Annotated in this window: 16 protein-coding genes; 6 read left to right on the top strand and 10 right to left on the bottom strand. The window is 49.2% G+C overall.

Translation table 11 applies throughout. The annotated features are described in order from the left end of the window. Positions 1-218, bottom strand: a 218-nt coding sequence (locus tag BM082_RS23325) for a transposase domain-containing protein (RefSeq protein ID WP_181955904.1), incomplete at its 3' end; no start/stop codon positions are given. A gap of 122 nt (positions 219-340) precedes the next feature. Continuing rightward, entirely contained in the window at positions 341-994 is a 654-nt protein-coding gene (can, locus tag BM082_RS23330) for a carbonate dehydratase (protein WP_017007587.1), read from the bottom strand. 604 nt (positions 995-1598) lie between these two features. Between can and BM082_RS23335 the strand changes: the two genes are divergently transcribed. Genes BM082_RS23335 through BM082_RS23345 form a run of 3 tightly spaced genes read left to right on the top strand, consistent with a single transcriptional unit; the run spans position 1599 to position 4960 of the window. Continuing rightward, positions 1599-3251: a SulP family inorganic anion transporter gene (locus BM082_RS23335; protein ID WP_074928844.1), complete on the top strand. Its 1653-nt coding sequence runs from the start codon at positions 1599-1601 to the stop codon at positions 3249-3251. A gap of 18 nt (positions 3252-3269) precedes the next feature. Then, a complete protein-coding gene (locus tag BM082_RS23340) occupies positions 3270-4193 on the top strand; it encodes an ABC transporter ATP-binding protein (protein WP_017008346.1) in 924 nt (307 codons plus the stop codon). Next, positions 4190-4960 (top strand): ABC transporter permease, encoded by a 771-nt coding sequence (locus BM082_RS23345; protein WP_017008347.1) that lies wholly within the window; start codon positions 4190-4192, stop codon positions 4958-4960. The genes BM082_RS23340 and BM082_RS23345 overlap by 4 nt, the downstream gene beginning before the upstream one ends. Positions 4961-5066: 106 nt before the next feature. Here BM082_RS23345 and panC read toward each other — a convergent pair whose 3' ends face one another. From panC to thpR, 8 genes are all read right to left on the bottom strand, one after another. After that, a complete protein-coding gene (gene panC / locus BM082_RS23350; RefSeq protein WP_074928847.1) occupies positions 5067-5948 on the bottom strand; it encodes a pantoate--beta-alanine ligase in 882 nt (293 codons plus the stop codon). Positions 5949-5962: 14 nt separating this feature from the next. Beyond that, positions 5963-6757, bottom strand: a complete 795-nt coding sequence (gene panB / locus BM082_RS23355) for a 3-methyl-2-oxobutanoate hydroxymethyltransferase (protein WP_017008349.1) — start codon at positions 6755-6757, stop codon at positions 5963-5965. A 50-nt stretch (positions 6758-6807) separates the two neighbouring features. After that, positions 6808-7290 carry a 2-amino-4-hydroxy-6-hydroxymethyldihydropteridine diphosphokinase gene (gene folK / locus BM082_RS23360; protein ID WP_074928849.1) on the bottom strand — a complete coding sequence of 161 codons (483 nt, stop codon included), beginning with the start codon at positions 7288-7290 and terminating at the stop codon, positions 6808-6810. Continuing rightward, positions 7287-8702: a polynucleotide adenylyltransferase PcnB gene (gene pcnB / locus BM082_RS23365; RefSeq protein WP_074928851.1), complete on the bottom strand. Its 1416-nt coding sequence runs from the start codon at positions 8700-8702 to the stop codon at positions 7287-7289. The genes folK and pcnB overlap by 4 nt, the downstream gene beginning before the upstream one ends. A 68-nt stretch (positions 8703-8770) precedes the next feature. Beyond that, positions 8771-9652 carry a tRNA glutamyl-Q(34) synthetase GluQRS gene (gene gluQRS, locus BM082_RS23370; protein WP_017014577.1) on the bottom strand — a complete coding sequence of 294 codons (882 nt, stop codon included), beginning with the start codon at positions 9650-9652 and terminating at the stop codon, positions 8771-8773. Between the two features lie 108 nt (positions 9653-9760). Then, the gene (dksA, locus tag BM082_RS23375; RefSeq protein WP_017008353.1) at positions 9761-10210 is read right to left on the bottom strand and encodes an RNA polymerase-binding protein DksA; all 450 of its coding nucleotides are present in this window, start codon (positions 10208-10210) and stop codon (positions 9761-9763) included. A 132-nt stretch (positions 10211-10342) separates the two neighbouring features. Beyond that, positions 10343-11053 carry a DNA/RNA nuclease SfsA gene (sfsA, locus tag BM082_RS23380; RefSeq protein ID WP_017008354.1) on the bottom strand — a complete coding sequence of 237 codons (711 nt, stop codon included), beginning with the start codon at positions 11051-11053 and terminating at the stop codon, positions 10343-10345. Beyond that, on the bottom strand, positions 11043-11672 hold the full coding sequence (gene thpR, locus BM082_RS23385; RefSeq protein ID WP_017016583.1) for an RNA 2',3'-cyclic phosphodiesterase: 630 nt from the start codon (positions 11670-11672) through the stop codon (positions 11043-11045). Before thpR ends, sfsA begins: the two co-directional genes overlap by 11 nt. Positions 11673-11771: 99 nt before the next feature. Here thpR and hrpB point away from each other — a divergent pair, with 99 nt between their 5' ends. The 3 genes from hrpB to BM082_RS23400 form a co-directional block, all read left to right on the top strand. Further along, positions 11772-14267 (top strand): ATP-dependent helicase HrpB, encoded by a 2496-nt coding sequence (gene hrpB / locus BM082_RS23390; RefSeq protein WP_074928853.1) that lies wholly within the window; start codon positions 11772-11774, stop codon positions 14265-14267. An 11-nt stretch (positions 14268-14278) separates the two neighbouring features. Continuing rightward, the gene (mrcB, locus tag BM082_RS23395; RefSeq protein ID WP_074928854.1) at positions 14279-16639 is read left to right on the top strand and encodes a penicillin-binding protein 1B; all 2361 of its coding nucleotides are present in this window, start codon (positions 14279-14281) and stop codon (positions 16637-16639) included. Between the two features lie 174 nt (positions 16640-16813). Next, the coding region (locus tag BM082_RS23400) for a transposase (protein ID WP_244276078.1) at positions 16814-17056 on the top strand (243 nt) is incomplete at its 3' end.

The following is a 17056-nucleotide window of genomic DNA, read 5'->3' on the forward strand; positions in this document are numbered from 1 at the left end:
CAAACATTCTGAATCGAGCGATTGCGCAGTAATCCAATCCCTAAAACTAGCCAAACAGCCTGCTCAGCGGGAAAGCGACGTTTACGCAAAGAAGCGCGTCCGGTTTGTTTGACTGCTTCTTCAACCCACTCAAGAGGAATGTGTTTAGAGAATGCGTTGATAGGGTGGTCTTGGCAAAACTCAGCGGTGATGTGTAACTCTTTCAAAAACTCAGACATAAAAAATCGGCCTCAACAATGTTGAGGCCGATTATGAAGCCTGCGTAGGATCGTTCAATGACTTAAAACGATCGGCATTAACCGTCATGGTCGCTTTTTTTTATGTCTATTTGTTGTGTCGCTTAGTCACCTGGCGGCACGTATTTCGACATGGCGTTGTGGTATCCCGACTCCAGCGTTTCAATACTATTTGATGTCATCGCGAGATCTTTAAGCACGCCATCGCTGATGTCATAAAACCAGCCGTGGATTTTAATGTCCTGACCGCGATCCCATGCGTTTTTCAAAATGGTTGAGCTACCGAGGTTATACACTTGCTCTGCAACGTTGATTTCGCAAAGCAGATTACCTTGTTCTTCCAAACTAAACGGGCTGAGGTATTTGCTGTGCTTACGGTACAAATCACTGATGTGAAGCAGCCAGTTATTAATCAGACCCAAGTTGGGGTTTTCGATAGAAGCATGGACACCGCCACAACGGTAGTGGCCACATATGATGATGTGTTTAACGCGAAGCACATCGACGGCATACTGCACCACAGACAGACAGTTTAAATCTGTGTGAATGACCTGATTGGCGACATTTCGATGAACGAATAGTTCACCTGAATCCAGCCCAGTAAGGCGCTCAGCGGGTACGCGGCTATCTGAACAACCAATCCAAAGATACTCAGGGTGCTGAGATTTTGCGAGGTCTGAAAAATACTCTGGATTGTCTTCCTTGATGGTTTTCGACCATTTCTGGTTATTTGCTAAAAGCTGCTTAATCTGTCCCATTGCGCCCCCAAATGCTCTAACTGGCGAAACACTATACACCACTAAAGATCATCATTAGATACAATTTAACACTTCGTCCTCAATATTTTAGCTCCTCTTACCACCTTGTACATTGATATAACTATTTCAATTCGCCATTCGTTTTTATTGATGTCTGGTTATAGGCTTAATCCCCCTATCTATGCGGTATATCGCGCACCTTATCTAAAAATGACTATCCACATTCATTTTCCTGAAATAGGTTCATCAATACATGATCTTCACGTGTATTACGCCAGCGAAGTAAAAAGACTGTTCTGATATGGATTTGTATCGAGTGGAACGCATGGATAGACGCTGCAATCACACATCATCAGGTTGTTTGAGTATACCCAAACAACCTGATGATGCTCGATGTCTGAGGGCCTCCCTTCGGGCGAGTTTACTGACGCCATGCTCGGTGTTGTCCCTTTTTGATGGAGCGCACTACATCGGCAAAGGGACGCCTTGACCATAACCTCAGTAAAGCTCGCTGAATCCGGCATCTTCAAGTTGTTTGGGTATATAATAGCGGCGCAGTTCGGTGGCTTGCCGAAAAAAGGAAGTACAACACAGGGAGCAAGTAGTGAACTTTGACCGATTTAAGCATTGGAGCCTAAAAGGCGACATTTTTGGTGGTGTGACGACCGCAATTATTTCTTTGCCCTTGGCGCTGGCCTTTGGTGTTGCTTCGGGCGCGGGTGCAGAAGCGGGATTGTGGGGCGCAATATTAGTTGGCTTATTCGCGGCCTTATTTGGCGGCTCGTCCTCATTGATCTCAGAGCCAACCGGCCCGATGACCGTGATCATGACGGCGGTATTAACCTCCATGATGGCGCGCTACCCAGAAACGGGCATGGCGATGGGGTTCACCGTTGTGATGATGGCGGGTGCATTTCAGGTATTGCTGGGTACGTTAAGGCTCGGAAAATACGTCACCCTGATGCCCTACAGTGTGATATCCGGTTTTATGTCAGGTATCGGTGTGATACTGATATTGCTACAAATCAGCCCATTGATGGGACATCCCGCACCTGCTGGTGGCGTAATAGGAACGCTACAAGCCTTCCCTGACACCGTGTTAAACCTGAGCTTTAAAGAGCTTTTATTAGGGGTGCTGACCCTCGTCATTCTTTTCTATTTTCCCAAAAAATACCGTCGTTATGTCCCGGCGCAGCTTGTCGCTTTGGTGTTGGTGACGCTGCTTTCTTTATTGATTTTCGATCTCGACAGCATTCGACGCATTGGTGAAATTCCGACAGGGTTGCCTTCACTTGTGCTGCCTACTTTTACACCTGAAATGCTCACCACCATGGTCATCGATGCATTGGTGTTGGGTACGTTAGGGTGTATTGATACCTTGCTAACCGCAGTTATCGCAGATTCGTTGACGCGTGAAGAGCACAATTCAGACAAAGAATTGCGCGGGCAGGGCATCGCAAACATGGTGTCAGGCTTATTCGGTGCATTGCCTGGTGCTGGCGCAACCATGGGCACAGTGGTCAATGTTCAAGTGGGGGCGAGATCTCCCTTGGCTGGCATAGTACGCGCACTGATTCTTGCGGCTGTCGTGCTGGTGGCTGGCTTTTTGACCGCCCCTATTCCGATGGCTGTGCTGGCAGGTATTGCACTGTATGTCGGTATTAATATTCTCGATTGGAGCTTCCTTCAGCGCGCACATAAGGTGAGTAAGCACCAAACCGCCATCATGTATGGTGTGATGATCTTGACTGTTTTTGTGGACTTGATTGTGGCGGTGGGACTCGGTGTCTTTATTTCTAACATTATCGTGATCGAGCGTTTGAGCCGCGAGCAAGCAAAACAAGTACGCGCAATCAGCGATGCGGACGATGATGATGTGCCTCTTTCCGAAGACGAGCGCGCTTTATTGGATGAGTCGGATGGAAAGGTATTGTTTTTCTATCTGTCAGGCCCGATGATCTTTAGCGTTTCGAAAGCGATCTCGCGTCAACATGCGAAGATCGGCGAATACCGCGTCATGATCCTCGATTTGAGCGATGTACCGCTCATCGACATGACCGTAGGGTTGGCGCTTGAAAACGCCATTAAAGATGCGCGAGAAGCGAACTGTACTGTCTTCTTGCTATGCCCTCATCAGCAAACCAAAGAACAATTAGAGAGACTTCACGTTGGAGATTGGATCTGCGATCCACATGTCTTCGACTCGCGTCATGATGCATTGCATGCAGCGAAACGGCTCACTGAAGTGATGCCTTAAACACATATTCAGGGAATTATGAAAGCAATCGAAATCGATAATCTGGTCAAAGTGTATGGCACAGATACAAAAGCGCTGAAAGGGGTTTCTCTTTCGGTGCAGCAAGGGGATTTCTATGCCTTGCTTGGTCCTAACGGGGCGGGGAAATCTACCACTATCGGCATCATCAGTTCCTTGGTGAACAAGACCTCAGGCAAGGTGAAGATTTTTGGTTATGACATCGACACGGATCTTGTTGAAGCCAAAAAGCAGTTGGGTCTCGTGCCGCAAGAATTTAACTTCAACCAATACGAAAAAGTTGAGCAAATTCTGCTAAATCAAGCGGGTTATTACGGCGTAGAACGTGCTGAAGCAAAAGTACGTGCGAAGAAGTACCTGTCGTTGCTGGATTTGTGGGAAAAACGCGATGAGCCTTCTCGCACGCTTTCTGGCGGGATGAAGCGTCGGTTGATGATCGCGCGTGCCTTGATGCATGAACCGAAACTTCTCATTCTTGATGAGCCAACAGCAGGCGTGGATATTGAATTGCGCCGCTCAATGTGGACGTTTTTGAAAGAGATCAACGCGCAAGGCATCACCATTATCTTGACGACCCATTACCTTGAAGAAGCGGAAATGCTATGTCGCAATATCGGCATCATAAACCGTGGTGAGTTGGTGGAAGACACCTCGATGAAGGCGCTACTGAAAAAGCTGGATGTGGAAACCTTTGTGCTAGATCTGGCTCCAGACAGCAAGGTGACACATCTCGAAAACGTAAAATGGCTGCAAGTGGATGACCATACCTTAGAGGTGGAAGTGCACAAAGACACGGGATTGAATACGGTGTTTGCACAGTTGTCAGAACAACGCATTCAAGTACTTTCTATGCGAAATAAAGCAAACCGATTGGAAGAACTCTTCGTGAATCTCGTGCGTAACAGCGAGGAGGTATCAGCATGAACAAAGCCTATTGGGTTGCATTTAAAAGCCTACTGATTAAAGAAATTACCCGTTACAGCCGTATTTGGGTACAAACATTGGTACCGCCAGCCATCACCATGACGCTGTATTTTGTTATTTTCGGCAACCTCATTGGTAGCCGTATTGGTGAAATGGGAGGCTTCAGCTACATGGCATACATTGTGCCGGGTCTGATCATGATGTCAGTGATCACCAACTCATACTCTAATGTGGCCTCTTCATTTTTTAGCACCAAAATGCAGCGTAACATTGAAGAGCTGATGGTGGCGCCCGTGCCAAACTACATCATTATCGCCGGCTATGTGGGTGGCGGTGTGAGTCGAGGTTTAGCGGTCGGGTTTATCGTATCGATGGTATCGATGTTCTTTGTCGACCTTCACATCGCGCACTTGAGTGTGGTTGTCGCGACCGTGTTGCTCACATCGATTGTGTTTTCGCTTGGCGGCTTGATCAATGCGGTGTATGCAAAAACATTCGATGACATCAGCATCATTCCAACGTTTATCCTGACGCCATTGACCTACTTGGGTGGTGTGTTTTATTCGTTGTCACTGTTACCAGAATTTTGGCAGGGCGTGTCGAAGCTGAACCCGATTGTTTATATGGTCAATGCCTTCCGCTATGGCTTCCTTGGCGTGTCGGATGTCAGTATCGTGACGTCATTTTCGGTACTGGTTGCGTTTATTGTTGCGCTGTATTCGGTGGCTTGGTATCTGATCAGTCGCGGTATTGGGCTAAGAACGTAACAGCCGCGCTTTTACGTGAGAAGAAAAACCATTATAAAAACAAAAAAAACCGCCATTGGCGGTTTTTTTATTCAGGCAAAAAGCAGGCACCAATGTGTTTGTGTGCTTATTCTTCGCTGCACTCTTCGGTTTGTGCAACAGTCAGTTCAACCATCAAGTTATCAATCAAGCGAACTTGGCCCAGCTTCACTGACGCAAGGATAACGGCTTTCGACGTTTGCTCTGTCACCGGTTGCAGCGAGTGAGCGTCACGAATGAAAATTTCATCTGGCTCAAGCCCTGCCGCACGAAGCTGATCGTTACCATCAAGCACCAATTCGCTGTAATCATTACGACCACCACGCATCTGGCTGCTGATCCAGCGTAGCGTTTTCGCAAGCACTGGCGCGCGCTGACGTTCATCTACCGTCAGACGAGAGTTGCGGCTGCTCATCGCAAGGCCGTCCATCTCGCGAACCGTAGGAACGGGAACGATGGCAATCGGTAACGCTAAATCTGCCACCATCTTGTTGATCACGGCAAGTTGTTGGAAGTCTTTTTCGCCAAACAAGGCAACATCAGGCTGAACGATATTGAACAGCTTGCTGACCACCGTCGCCACACCTTTAAAGTGACCTGGGCGAGATGCACCTTCAAGAATGTTTGAAAGAGAAGGTACTTCAATCGAAACGTGGTTATCCATGCCTTGTGGGTACATAACGTCTGCACTTGGTGTGAAAAGCACATCGATTACTTCTGCATGGAGTTTGGCTGTGTCTTCTTCTAAGGTGCGAGGGTACGCCACGAGGTCGTCGTTTTTATCAAACTGCATTGGGTTAACGAAAATGCTAACAACAACGACGTCCGCGTTTTCACGCGCCTTTCTGACAAGGGTCAAATGCCCGTCGTGAAGGTGTCCCATGGTCGGAACAAATGCGATTCGCTGCCCCTCGCGACGCCATTGAAGGATCTGGTCACGTAGTGGAGCAATCTCAGCGATCACTTGCATAATTTCAGCATTCCTTAATTAAACGTCTGCTCTGGGCCAGGAAACTCACCAGTTGCAACTTCTTCGATATAGCGTGTAACGGCTTGACGTAAGTCACCCGTTTCCGCGAGGTAGTTTTTTGAAAAACGTGGAATGTAGTTCGCCGAAATACCAAACATGTCATGCATCACAAGGATTTGGCCATCGGTAGCATTACCTGCGCCGATACCAATCACCGGTACGCGAACCGCGTCAGTAATGCGTGCTGCAAGTGCTTTGGGTACACACTCAAGCAAAATAATTTGTGCGCCTGCCGCTTCAAGGGCAAGGGCATCTTGTAGCATTTGCTCTGCTTGTTCTTCGCTACGACCTTGTACTTTAAAGCCGCCGAAAATATTGACCGACTGTGGCGTTAAACCAAGGTGGGCACAAACAGGCACGGCGCGTTGTGTCAGCGTAGTAATGGTTTCTGCTAGCCAGCGACCGCCTTCTACCTTCACCATGTTCGCGCCAGCTTTCATCAGCACGGCCGCATTTTCACAGGCTTGTTCTGGGGTAGAGAAAGACATAAATGGCATGTCAGCCATTAACAAGCAGCTTGGACTGCCTGCACGGACACTGCGCGTGTGGTAGGCAATTTCTTCAATCGAGACTGACAGCGTGTCACTCTTACCTTGAAGCACCATACCTAAAGAATCACCGACCAGCAGTAGTGGCATTTCTTGTTGTTCGAAAAGCTGCGCAAAACTCGCATCGTATGCGGTTGCGGTAGCAAACTTACGCCCTTCCTGCTTCCATGTCATTAGGGTGTTTATCGTAATCTTTTTCATCTTGTCTCCCAAACCCTGCTTACTGTCTGAAAGGCGGTTTCGCCTTGTGGTCACGCGATAGCGGTAAGGCCGTTTTTATCAACGACGGCCACTAAATCGGTGACTGCACTCCCATCGGGCAGATGTAAGTCAGGGGCAATTTCGGCGAGAGGGTAAAGCACGAACTCCCGCACTTTCATCCCGTAGTGTGGAACGGTCAACCGTTCACTGTTTATTTGCAGGTCACCAAAGAGGAGGATATCCAAATCCAACGTCCTTGGTCCCCAGCGTTCGTCCTTACGCTCACGACCAAACTCCAGCTCAATGCGCTGTGTCTGGTCAAGAAGATCTAACGGTTCGAGCAAAGTGTCAACAATTGCGACTGCATTAACGTAATCTGGCTGGTCTGAAGGCCCCATTGGTTTGCTGCTATACAGCGAGGAACAACAGACAAATTGTGTGTTCGGTAGCTGCTTTAAGGCATCAATCGCCAAAGAGGCTTTTTCTACCGGATTGCCAAGATTACTGCCAATCGCAATGTAAACACGGATCATGATTCTTGGTTCGACTGCGGTTTACGACGACGTGGTTTCGCTTTGCGACGACGGCGTACCTTCTTCGTAGAACTGGCTTTGTTCAGCACTTGAACCATGTCGTTGCGACCATCACGGTCTGCGCGTTGGAAGTCATTCCACCATTGCGCCAACTCACTCAACTGACCGCCTTCAACGTTGCCACGCATATCAAGGAAGTCGTACGCTGCGCGGAACTTTTGTTGTTCCAGCAGTTTGTATGCACGGGTTCCTGAGCGGCGGCTTAAGCGAAGCTGCAATTGCCAAATGTCGCGGATCATCGCGGTAAAGCGACGAGGGATCGCAATCGACTTCACTTGCTCATCAAGGATGTCATTTGCAGCGACCATAAACGCATCGTAGTAGCTAAGACCACTTTCGAAGGCGATTTCTTCCGCGCGCGTTTCCAATGGATACCAGAGCATTGCTGCATACATGAATGCTGGGTTAATGCGCTGTTGGGTCGCGATGCGTTCATCCGTTGATTTCAGCACGAGCGCCATCATCTGCTCACACTTGCTGTTACGATCTTCAGTGAAGTGTTCTTCTAAGATCGGGAACAGTGGTGAAAACAGGTTGTACTCTCGAAGCATGACATAGGTGTCATAACCGTGGCCTGATTGAAGCAGTTTTAGGCTTTCTTCAAACAGACGGGCTGACGGAATATCACGCAGCAAATGTGCCAGCGCTGGAATTGGCGCGGCAGTGGCTGCATTGATTTCCATGTTTAGCTTCGCCGCAAAACGCACAGCACGCAGCATGCGTACAGGGTCTTCGCGATAGCGTGTTTCAGGATCACCAATAAGACGGATCACGCGATTTTTAAGGTCTTCTACACCGCCTGCGTAATCACGAACAGAAAAATCATCAATGTTGTAATACAGGGCATTTACGGTGAAATCGCGGCGCTGTGCATCTTCGTCGATCGTGCCATACACGTTATCGCGAAGCAGCATGCCATCATTTGATTGTGATTGGCTCGCGTTTTTATCGCCTTTGCTTTCGCTTTTTTCACCTGAATGGTGACCGCGGAAGGTGGCGACTTCAATGACGTCGCGACCAAATAAAATGTGTGCCAAGCGGAAGCGACGACCAACGAGGCGGCAATTGCGGAACAATTTGCGCACTTCATCAGGGGTCGCGTTAGTGGCGATATCAAAGTCTTTAGGTTCTGTTTCTAACAACAGATCGCGAACACCGCCGCCAACAAGATAGGCTTCATACCCGGCTTTATTCAGGCGATAAAGTACCTTCAGCGCATTTTCGCTGATATCTTTTCTTGATATACCGTGCTCTTGGCGAGGAATGATTTCAAGCTTCAGGTCATCAATCTCGCGCACTTTATTATCGCGATTCAATACCTTACGGCAAAAGCTGGTAACTCGATTAAAGATAACTCACCTCGTATGTGACAGGTCGGGCCATAAAAACGACGGCATATCATATATCACGGCCCTGTATTTTAGAAAGCTGTAATAACTTCCGTTACTGCTGGCAGCTTCTCGATCTGCCAATTTTCTATCCCCCAACCCAACAATGTTGGGATGGGGGCACCTTGTAATTCTATGGGTACTGGATGACCTAAAAAGGCCAATGCCGCTTCAATAGCGGGGCCTGGACGCGTGTTATTGATCGCAGGCGCGTGGTTTTGCTTAGAAAGCTTATTCCCGTCAGCATTGAGTGCAAGCGGCAAGTGTAAATAGCTGACCGGTTCTGCGCCCAACTTTTGATACAAAGAGACTTGTCGGCCTGTTGGCTCAATCAAATCTGCGCCACGAACCACTTCAGTGACACCTTGTTCGATGTCATCAAGTACCACGGCTAAATTATACGCGAAAAGGCCATCTCGGCGCTTAATGATAAAGTCTTCGCTTGCCATCGCGCTATCGAGGGGCATGATGCCGTGACGCACGTCAACGAACTCAGTGATGGGATGCTCTATACAAACGCGTACAGCCGCTTCTACCGACGATAATGCACGATGACGACAGATACCGGAATAGACACCACCAGAATCTTTGATTTGCTTGCGAGTACATTGGCAATAGTAGGCTTGCCCTGTTTTTAACCAAGCCTCAATTTGCGCTTGATAGGCATCGCTGCGGGTGTGCTGATAGAGCACGTCACCGTCCCAGTGCAACCCGAATGCATCCAGGGTTTTCAAGATAGCATCAGATGCCCCCGCGATTTCACGCGGCGGATCGATATCTTCAATGCGCACCAGCCATTGACCATGATGGGCGCGTGCTTGAAGGTAGCTACCAAGCGCAGCAATGAGCGAACCGAAATGAAGCGGGCCGGATGGCGAAGGGGCAAATCGCCCTATGTATTGCGTGTTTGTCATAACCAAGGTTTACGTGTTTGTTTGGACACTGAAGTTTCACCTGAAACGAAAAAGGAAAAAGGGAGCCAAAGCTCCCTTTTTGCCATTATTCGCTGGAAAGCGTAAACCTTAGCCGGCCATTTGCTTTTCTTTGATTTCTGCGAGCGTTTTGCAGTCAATGCAAAGATCAGCAGTTGGGCGAGCTTCAAGACGGCGTACGCCAATCTCGACACCACAAGAATCACAAAAACCAAAATCGTCATCTTCTAAACGTTGAAGGGTTTTTGCGATCTTTTTGATCAGCTTGCGTTCACGGTCACGGTTGCGTAGTTCAAGGCTGAATTCTTCTTCCTGAGCTGCGCGGTCGACAGGATCTGGGAAGTTTGCGGCTTCGTCCTGCATGTGGTGAACGGTGCGATCAACTTCTTCACGAAGTTGGTTGCGCCACGCTTCAAGGATTTTACGGAAATGATCAACTTGCTGATCATTCATGTACTCCTCGCCAGCCTTTTCTTGGTAAGGTTCTAACCCGGCGGTAGCCAGGATGCCCAGCGATTTTTTTACTTTGCTTTCTGGCATGTAAGCGTTCTCCTAAATACACCCTGACCTGCTCGGTCAAAAGAGGGCGGTATCTATATCAGAAACCTATATACGAGGCAATCTTTGTTTTCGCCTTGCGTAACCCCATTGTGAACATGTCAGCATTTTTTCTCAGATCCGGTAAAACGGGACCTTGTTTTTTATGCTTATTTGGGCAGATGACAGCGCAGCTTGGTAGCAGATAATGTCTACTCCTGATGACGCTGCTTCTATAAGTAACTGATTATAGACCGCATCTATATGTTTTGCTGCGGAAACCTTCTCGATCCCTGAATGCAGGACCGCGAAAAACAGGACCGCACGCTTCCCTTGTTGCGCCAATGTAGCCAACTCTCGCAAATGTTTTTGTCCACGCGTTGTGACTGTGTCGGGGAAAAATCCCTGCCCATCTTTATCGAGTAATGTGACGCTTTTTACCTCGATATAGCAATCTTCCCGACCGTCTGACTGCAACAATATATCTATGCGGCTTTTCTCTTCGCCGTAAGGCACTTCGGTGCGAAGTGTGTCATAACCCACGAGTTCTTCCACCACGTCATGACGTATGGCTTCAACCACGAGTCGGTTTGCCTGCGCGGTGTTGACACATATGACATGCCCATGTGCCGTTTCAGTCACTTCCCAACTGTTAGGATATTTTCTTTTTGCATTATCAGACGTGGAATACCACACGGTATCACCGGGTGTTGCACACCCTGTCATTGCACCAGTGTTGGCACAGTGAATGGTACGTTCCGTACCATCAGGCAGTTGGACATCGGCCAGAAAACGTTTGTAACGTCGTATCAAGGTGGCGGGTTTCAATGGTGGATCAAAGTTCATGGTCATCCTTTAACGAATAAGACGGAAAATCGGATTTTGGTGTTGGCTTGGCGGCAGAGAGAGGCCAGGTGTTTAGGCAGGTATATTGCACGCCTTTATGTGTTGGATGAGGTGCCGATTGATAAAGGCCGAAACGCTGCACCGTCAGTGATGACGACATTCCCTCTTTATACGCATCTGAAATCGTATTAATAGCACTGGCTTCAACCTGTCGTAGCAGGCTTATATGGGGCAAGAAACGAGGCGAATCAGGAATACCCTCTTTGTCTGTGCCGAGCACCGCGTGGCTAAGTGTATTTAGGCTTTCAGCTAAGCGTTCAAGTTCGCGGGAGGGGTGAATGCCCAGCCAGAGTATTTTGGGCTTATTGAAATACCCGATAGACCCGGTGCGAAGTGAAAAGACGGAAGCATCTATCTTGTCAGCGGCATGGCATAGAGAGGAATAAGCACCTTGTGAGACGTCACCGAGAAAAGCGAGTGTCAGATGGAGGTTGTCATCGAGCACGGGTTGACCAAGCGGGGAAAGGGTGTGCTTAAGCCTAATGATCTCTGCTTTCGCTTGAGCGTTCTCTGGTGTTGAAACATCTAATGCAAAGAACAGACGGCGTGTGCGTTCCATTCACTTTATCCTCATCAGTAAAAGCGATCGGCTTGTGGGGGCTCTGGTGCCTTCATATCAGGCGCTGAATCCTGCATCTTGGGATTGTTTGGGTATACAATGCTCGCTGGTAATTCTGACACAAAGGCTTTTGATTTGTCACAGCTCCCCATCGACAGTGTGCTCGACGACATTATTTCTGCATTGGCTGAACACCCTCAAGTCATCCTCAAAGCGCCACCCGGTGCGGGTAAATCAACACGACTTCCTCATGTATTGCTAGAACGCGGTGTGTTCGACGGCAAAATCATTTTGCTAGAGCCTCGCCGACTAGCGGCGCGAAATATTGCGACTTTTTTGGCAACAATTCGTGGTGAGAAAGTCGGAGAAACCGTGGGCTTACGTGTTCGTGGGGAGACCCGTGTCAGTGACAAAACCAGACTGGAGATTGTCACTGAAGGTGTGCTGACGAGAATGATCCAAGCCGACCCAGAATTGCCAGGTGTGGATCTGGTGATCTTTGATGAATTTCATGAGCGCAGTTTACATGCGGATCTCGCGTTGGCGTTGTCTTTAGATGTTCAGCAAGGCCTGCGTGATGATCTGACGCTTCTCGTTATGTCCGCTACCCTGGATGACAGTGCGCTCTCGGGGATGTTGCCTGACGCGGCCTACCTTGAATCTGAAGGGCGTAGTTTTCCTGTTGAAGCACGCTATCAAACAGTGCCACGTCAATATGGCTACGAGAATGTGGTCGCAAGTGCAGTCGCGCAATTGCTTGAGAAAGAGTCGGGATCTGCTTTGGTGTTCTTGCCCGGTGTGGGTGAAATACAGCGTACTGCTGACGCGTTGCGCGACAGAGTATCAAGTGATGTGTTGGTTTGTCCTTTGTACGGTCAGCTTACTGCCAAAGAGCAACAAGCCGCCATCGCCCCAGCGCCAAACGGTAAAAGAAAAGTGGTGCTTGCCACCAACATCGCTGAGACCAGTTTGACCATTGAGGGGATTCGTTTAGTGGTGGACAGCGGCATAGAGCGTGTCGCACGATTTAATCGAAAAACAGGCATCACCAAACTTGATACGATTCAAATAGCGCGCTCGTCAGCCGTGCAGCGCGCAGGCCGTGCAGGGCGTTTGTCTGATGGGGTGTGTTTGCGCCTTTACAGTGAAGAAACTTTTCAACGCATGCGTGCAGTGCCGGATCCTGAAATGACCACCAGTGACTTAACGCAGTTGGTGTTGGAGCTGCTGCAATGGGGATGCTCACCGCAAGACTTGCAATGGCTTGACCTACCGCCAACGCAGCACTGGCAGCAAGCCGTTAACCTATTAATGCAGTTGGGTGTGCTGGATACATCTGGCGGGTTAACTGCTAAAGGTAAACGCGTTGCGGCACTCGGTACGGATGCCCGTTTAGGTGCGATGCTGGTGACTGCCGAAGGCTTTGATGCCTCAGCCTTGTCGACAGCCGCTTGGTTGGCCGCATGGGCGGAAGAGCCGCCAAGAGGAAGTAGAGACCCAGACCTTCGCTTACAACTGATGAGCTTGGCGGGGCGCAAAGGGCCGCATTTGCAACGCGCCCAACAATTGGCGGAACGTTTGAATGGACGTTTGCAGTTAGATACTAAGGCTGATTGGCTACCTGTGTTGGCAGCCTCGGCATGGCCAGACAGGGTGGCGCAATCGCGCGGTACGGATGGGCGGTATTTATTGAGTAATGGCCACGGTGCCAAGCTTGATGACCAACACCCAATGTCTGATGAAAAATGCCTGATTGCGATTGATCTGATGAGCGTCTCCCAAGGAGATAGCCGTATCTTTACCGCCTGCCGTGCTGACATGGATGATCTGCAAACCCAGTTACCTTCACTGTTTTCTCAACGAGAGTGGGTAGACTGGGACGATAAGAAAGGCGCGTTGGTGGCGGAAAAGCGGGTGTGCTGTGGTGACATCGTTGTCTCTCGTACCCCGATCACTAACGTGAGCGACGAACACCGAACACAAGCATTGCTGCAAGCGGTGAAGCGAAAAGGCCTGTCATGCTTAACCTTGTCGGATAAGACACAGAGCCTGTTAACCCGTGCACGTTGTGCCATCGCATGGGAACTGGCTATTGTGCTTCCAGCCATGGATGAAGAAAGCCTATTAGGTGAACTTGAAGGTTGGTTTGCCCCGTTCATGAATGGTGTGAAAGGGATGAACGGCTTAAAGAGTGTGGATGTGTACAGCGCACTCGAAGCACGCATTGGTTGGGAGAATACAAAGCAGCTTAATCGTTTGTTACCTGAAACCTATCAAGTGCCAACGGGCTCAACGTACCGCATTCGCTATCATTCTGATCAAAAGCCAGCATTGGCGGTGAAGATGCAAGAAATGTATGGTCAGGCATCATCACCCACCATTGCTGATGGGCAAGTGACACTGGTGGTGGAATTGCTCAGCCCTGCACAGCGACCATTGCAAATAACACAAGACTTAGCGGGCTTTTGGCAAGGTGCCTACCGCGAAGTACAAAAAGAAATGAAAGGGCGATACCCCAAGCATGTATGGCCAGATGACCCTGCAAATCATCAGCCGACAAAGCTAACGAAACGCCACTTTAAACCGGGATCTTGAACGACAAATCCATGACAAAACCAACACCAAAAAAAACGACGTCACGAACGCGTTCAAAAACCGCCGCCACTAAATCTACTGCTTCTAAGCGAGGCACGAAGAAAAGCCCACCGTCAAAAGGGTGGGGACGCCGCCTTTTATCATTGGGTTTCAAACTGGCATTGGTGGGTATTGCTGCGCTGGCCATTTTGGGGATTTACCTTGATGGGAAAATCCAAGAGCGCTTTGAAGGACAAATCTGGCAACTGCCTGCGGTCGTCTATGGCCGTGTTCTGCATGTGGCACCGGGAGAGCCCGTCGATATTACAACGCTCAAACGTGAATTGGATTTGCTTAATTACAACAAAGTGCGAAATCCGCAGCGCCCTGGGGAGTACTCCTCGTCAAAAACACGTGTGGAGTTAGTGCGTCGTCCTTTCGAATTTGAAGATGGACCGGAACAAGCACAACACGTCATGATTTCCTTCAAAGATGGCGGTGTCAGTGCCATCAAGCAGTTGGACAGTGGTAAACAACGTGGTTATCTGCGTATAGAACCTAAGCTGTTGGGCATGATGGAATCTAACACTGACGAGCAGCGTATATTCCTTCCTCGAGAGCGTTTTCCTGAATTTCTTGTTGATGCCTTGCTGACGACTGAGGACCGTGATTTCTATCATCACGATGGTGTCTCTCCAATGGCGATAGCCCGTGCGCTTGTTGCGAACATTCGGGCAGGACGAACGGTGCAAGGTGGCTCAACCTTGACGCAACAGTTGGCCAAAAACCTCTTCCTTACTCGTGACAGAACCTTATGGCGAAAAGTACAGGAAGCGTATATCGCCATCATTTTGGATTACCGCTACAGCAAAGACCGTATTCTTGAAGCTTACCTTAACGAAGTCTATTTAGGGCAAGCGAGAGGGCAGGGCGTGCATGGTTTCCCATTGGGCGCACGCCTGTATTTCGGCCGTCCGATTGAAGAGCTTCGTATTGACCAATTGGCGTTGCTGGTGGGCATGGTGAAAGGACCGTCTTACTACAACCCTTGGCGATACCCCGAACGCGCTCAAGAGCGTCGAGATCTCGTGCTACGCATGATGATGCAAGGCAATGTACTGACCGCCAACCAATACGCGCAAGCGGCAGCGCGTCCGTTAGATGTTCAACAATCACCGAGTTTGAATAGCCGCCAGCCCGCTTACTTTGAGCAGCTAACCCGAGAAATTCGAGAGCGTGTTGGCAACCAATTTAATCCGGAAAGCGGACTACGCGTGTTCAGTACGCTTGATCCGTTGTCTCAATCCTTGATTGAAAAGACGGTGGTGAAAAAGGTCAAAGAGCTGCGCAAGGTCGCGGGTGACAAACTGGAAGCGGCGGTGGTGATTGCCGATCGTCAAAGTGGTGAAATTCGGGCCATGGTGGGTGGAAGCCGTCCGGGATATGCGGGTTTCAACCGCGCGTTGAATGGCAGTCGTCAGATTGGTTCGCTTTCAAAGCCTGCTGTATACCTTGCGGCGCTGTCTGAACCTGAGAAATACAACCTTGCCACACCATTAGATGACAAACCTGTTGTGTTAAAAGGCGATCAAGGCAGTGAATGGCGTCCTCGTAACTATGATCGCAAATACCGCGGGCAGGTTCCTTTGCTCAAAGCATTGGCAAACTCTTACAACGTACCCACGGTGAACCTTGGCCTCGCGCTGGGTCTGAATACCGTGATTGATACCTTTGATGACCTTGGTGTCGACCCTGCACAAATTACTCGCGTACCGTCTTTGTTGTTGGGCGCATTTACGCTCACGCCAATGGAAGTGACCCAGATGTTCCAAACGCTGGGCAGTGGTGGTCGCAAAGCGCCATTAACGGCATTGCGTGCTGTAGTGACACAACAAGGGCAGGTGCTTTATCGCAATTGGCCAAAGGCAAGTCAAACAGTCTCCGAGCAAGCGAGTTGGTTGACGATTTACGCCATGAAAGATGTGGTCAAATCAGGGACAGCGCGTTTCTTGCAGCCGTCTTTTGGATGGGCCGGACTTGCGGGTAAAACCGGTACAACAGATAACAATCGCGACAGTTGGTACGTAGGTATTGATGGGCGAGAAGTGGTGACTGTGTGGTTGGGGCGTGATGACAACAAATCGACCAAACTCACCGGCTCATCGGGAGCGTTACGTGTGTATGCAGATTACATGACAGCCCGTCAACCTGAGCCGCTGACGTTAAGCTGGCCCGAGAATTTGACCACGGTGCCGTATACGGTGAAAGACAGCCAATTTTTGACGGACTGTTTCAGCAAGCTAAAGCTGCCAATGTGGGATCCAACCGGCGCATGGCGTAAGCGCTGTGATAAGCCCGATCCTGTGGGGTGGTTTAATAGTTTGTTTAATTGATTCGTTAGAGCAGAAAGCGAGTATTGAGAGACGAGATAAGAGGAAGAGCAGAAGGGAAAAGCGAAAAGAATACGGATTAATTCTTGATGTTCCGCTAACGCGAGACTGTAACTAATTTTGTGTAACTGGCTATCACACCATACTCTAATGAGAGTTAAGGATAGGCAGATGCGCATGAACAAGAAAGAACTCGAAGCTTTCGCAAAGGAAGCAGCCAAAGGTATCAAAACACCTGAGGACTTGAACGAATTTAGCCAGATGTTGAAAAAAATCACCGTCGAAGCAGCGTTGAATGCTGAAATGGATGAGCACCTAGGCTACGAAAAACATCAAAAGTCGCCATCAAACAACAGTCGGAATGGCACGAGCAGCAAACGTGTCAAAACCGAAGAGGGCGAGTTTGACCTTGATACACCG

The sequence above is a fragment of the Enterovibrio norvegicus DSM 15893 genome (genome assembly GCF_900115495.1).
Taxonomy (GTDB): domain Bacteria; phylum Pseudomonadota; class Gammaproteobacteria; order Enterobacterales; family Vibrionaceae; genus Enterovibrio; species Enterovibrio norvegicus.

Excerpts from the sequence above, each read along its gene's own strand:
- BM082_RS23345 (WP_017008347.1), top strand. The coding sequence starts at position 4,190 with ATGAACAAAGCCTATTGGGTTGCATTTAAAAGCCTACTGATTAAAGAA.
- gluQRS (WP_017014577.1), bottom strand. The coding sequence starts at position 9,652 with ATGACAAACACGCAATACATAGGGCGATTTGCCCCTTCGCCATCCGGC.
- BM082_RS23340 (WP_017008346.1), top strand. The coding sequence starts at position 3,270 with ATGAAAGCAATCGAAATCGATAATCTGGTCAAAGTGTATGGCACAGAT.
- dksA (WP_017008353.1), bottom strand. The coding sequence starts at position 10,210 with ATGCCAGAAAGCAAAGTAAAAAAATCGCTGGGCATCCTGGCTACCGCC.
- panB (WP_017008349.1), bottom strand. The coding sequence starts at position 6,757 with ATGAAAAAGATTACGATAAACACCCTAATGACATGGAAGCAGGAAGGG.
- panC (WP_074928847.1), bottom strand. The coding sequence starts at position 5,948 with ATGCAAGTGATCGCTGAGATTGCTCCACTACGTGACCAGATCCTTCAA.
- can (WP_017007587.1), bottom strand. The coding sequence starts at position 994 with ATGGGACAGATTAAGCAGCTTTTAGCAAATAACCAGAAATGGTCGAAA.
- mrcB (WP_074928854.1), top strand. The coding sequence starts at position 14,279 with ATGACAAAACCAACACCAAAAAAAACGACGTCACGAACGCGTTCAAAA.
- folK (WP_074928849.1), bottom strand. The coding sequence starts at position 7,290 with ATGATCCGTGTTTACATTGCGATTGGCAGTAATCTTGGCAATCCGGTA.
- hrpB (WP_074928853.1), top strand. The coding sequence starts at position 11,772 with ATGCTCGCTGGTAATTCTGACACAAAGGCTTTTGATTTGTCACAGCTC.
- sfsA (WP_017008354.1), bottom strand. The coding sequence starts at position 11,053 with ATGAACTTTGATCCACCATTGAAACCCGCCACCTTGATACGACGTTAC.
- thpR (WP_017016583.1), bottom strand. The coding sequence starts at position 11,672 with ATGGAACGCACACGCCGTCTGTTCTTTGCATTAGATGTTTCAACACCA.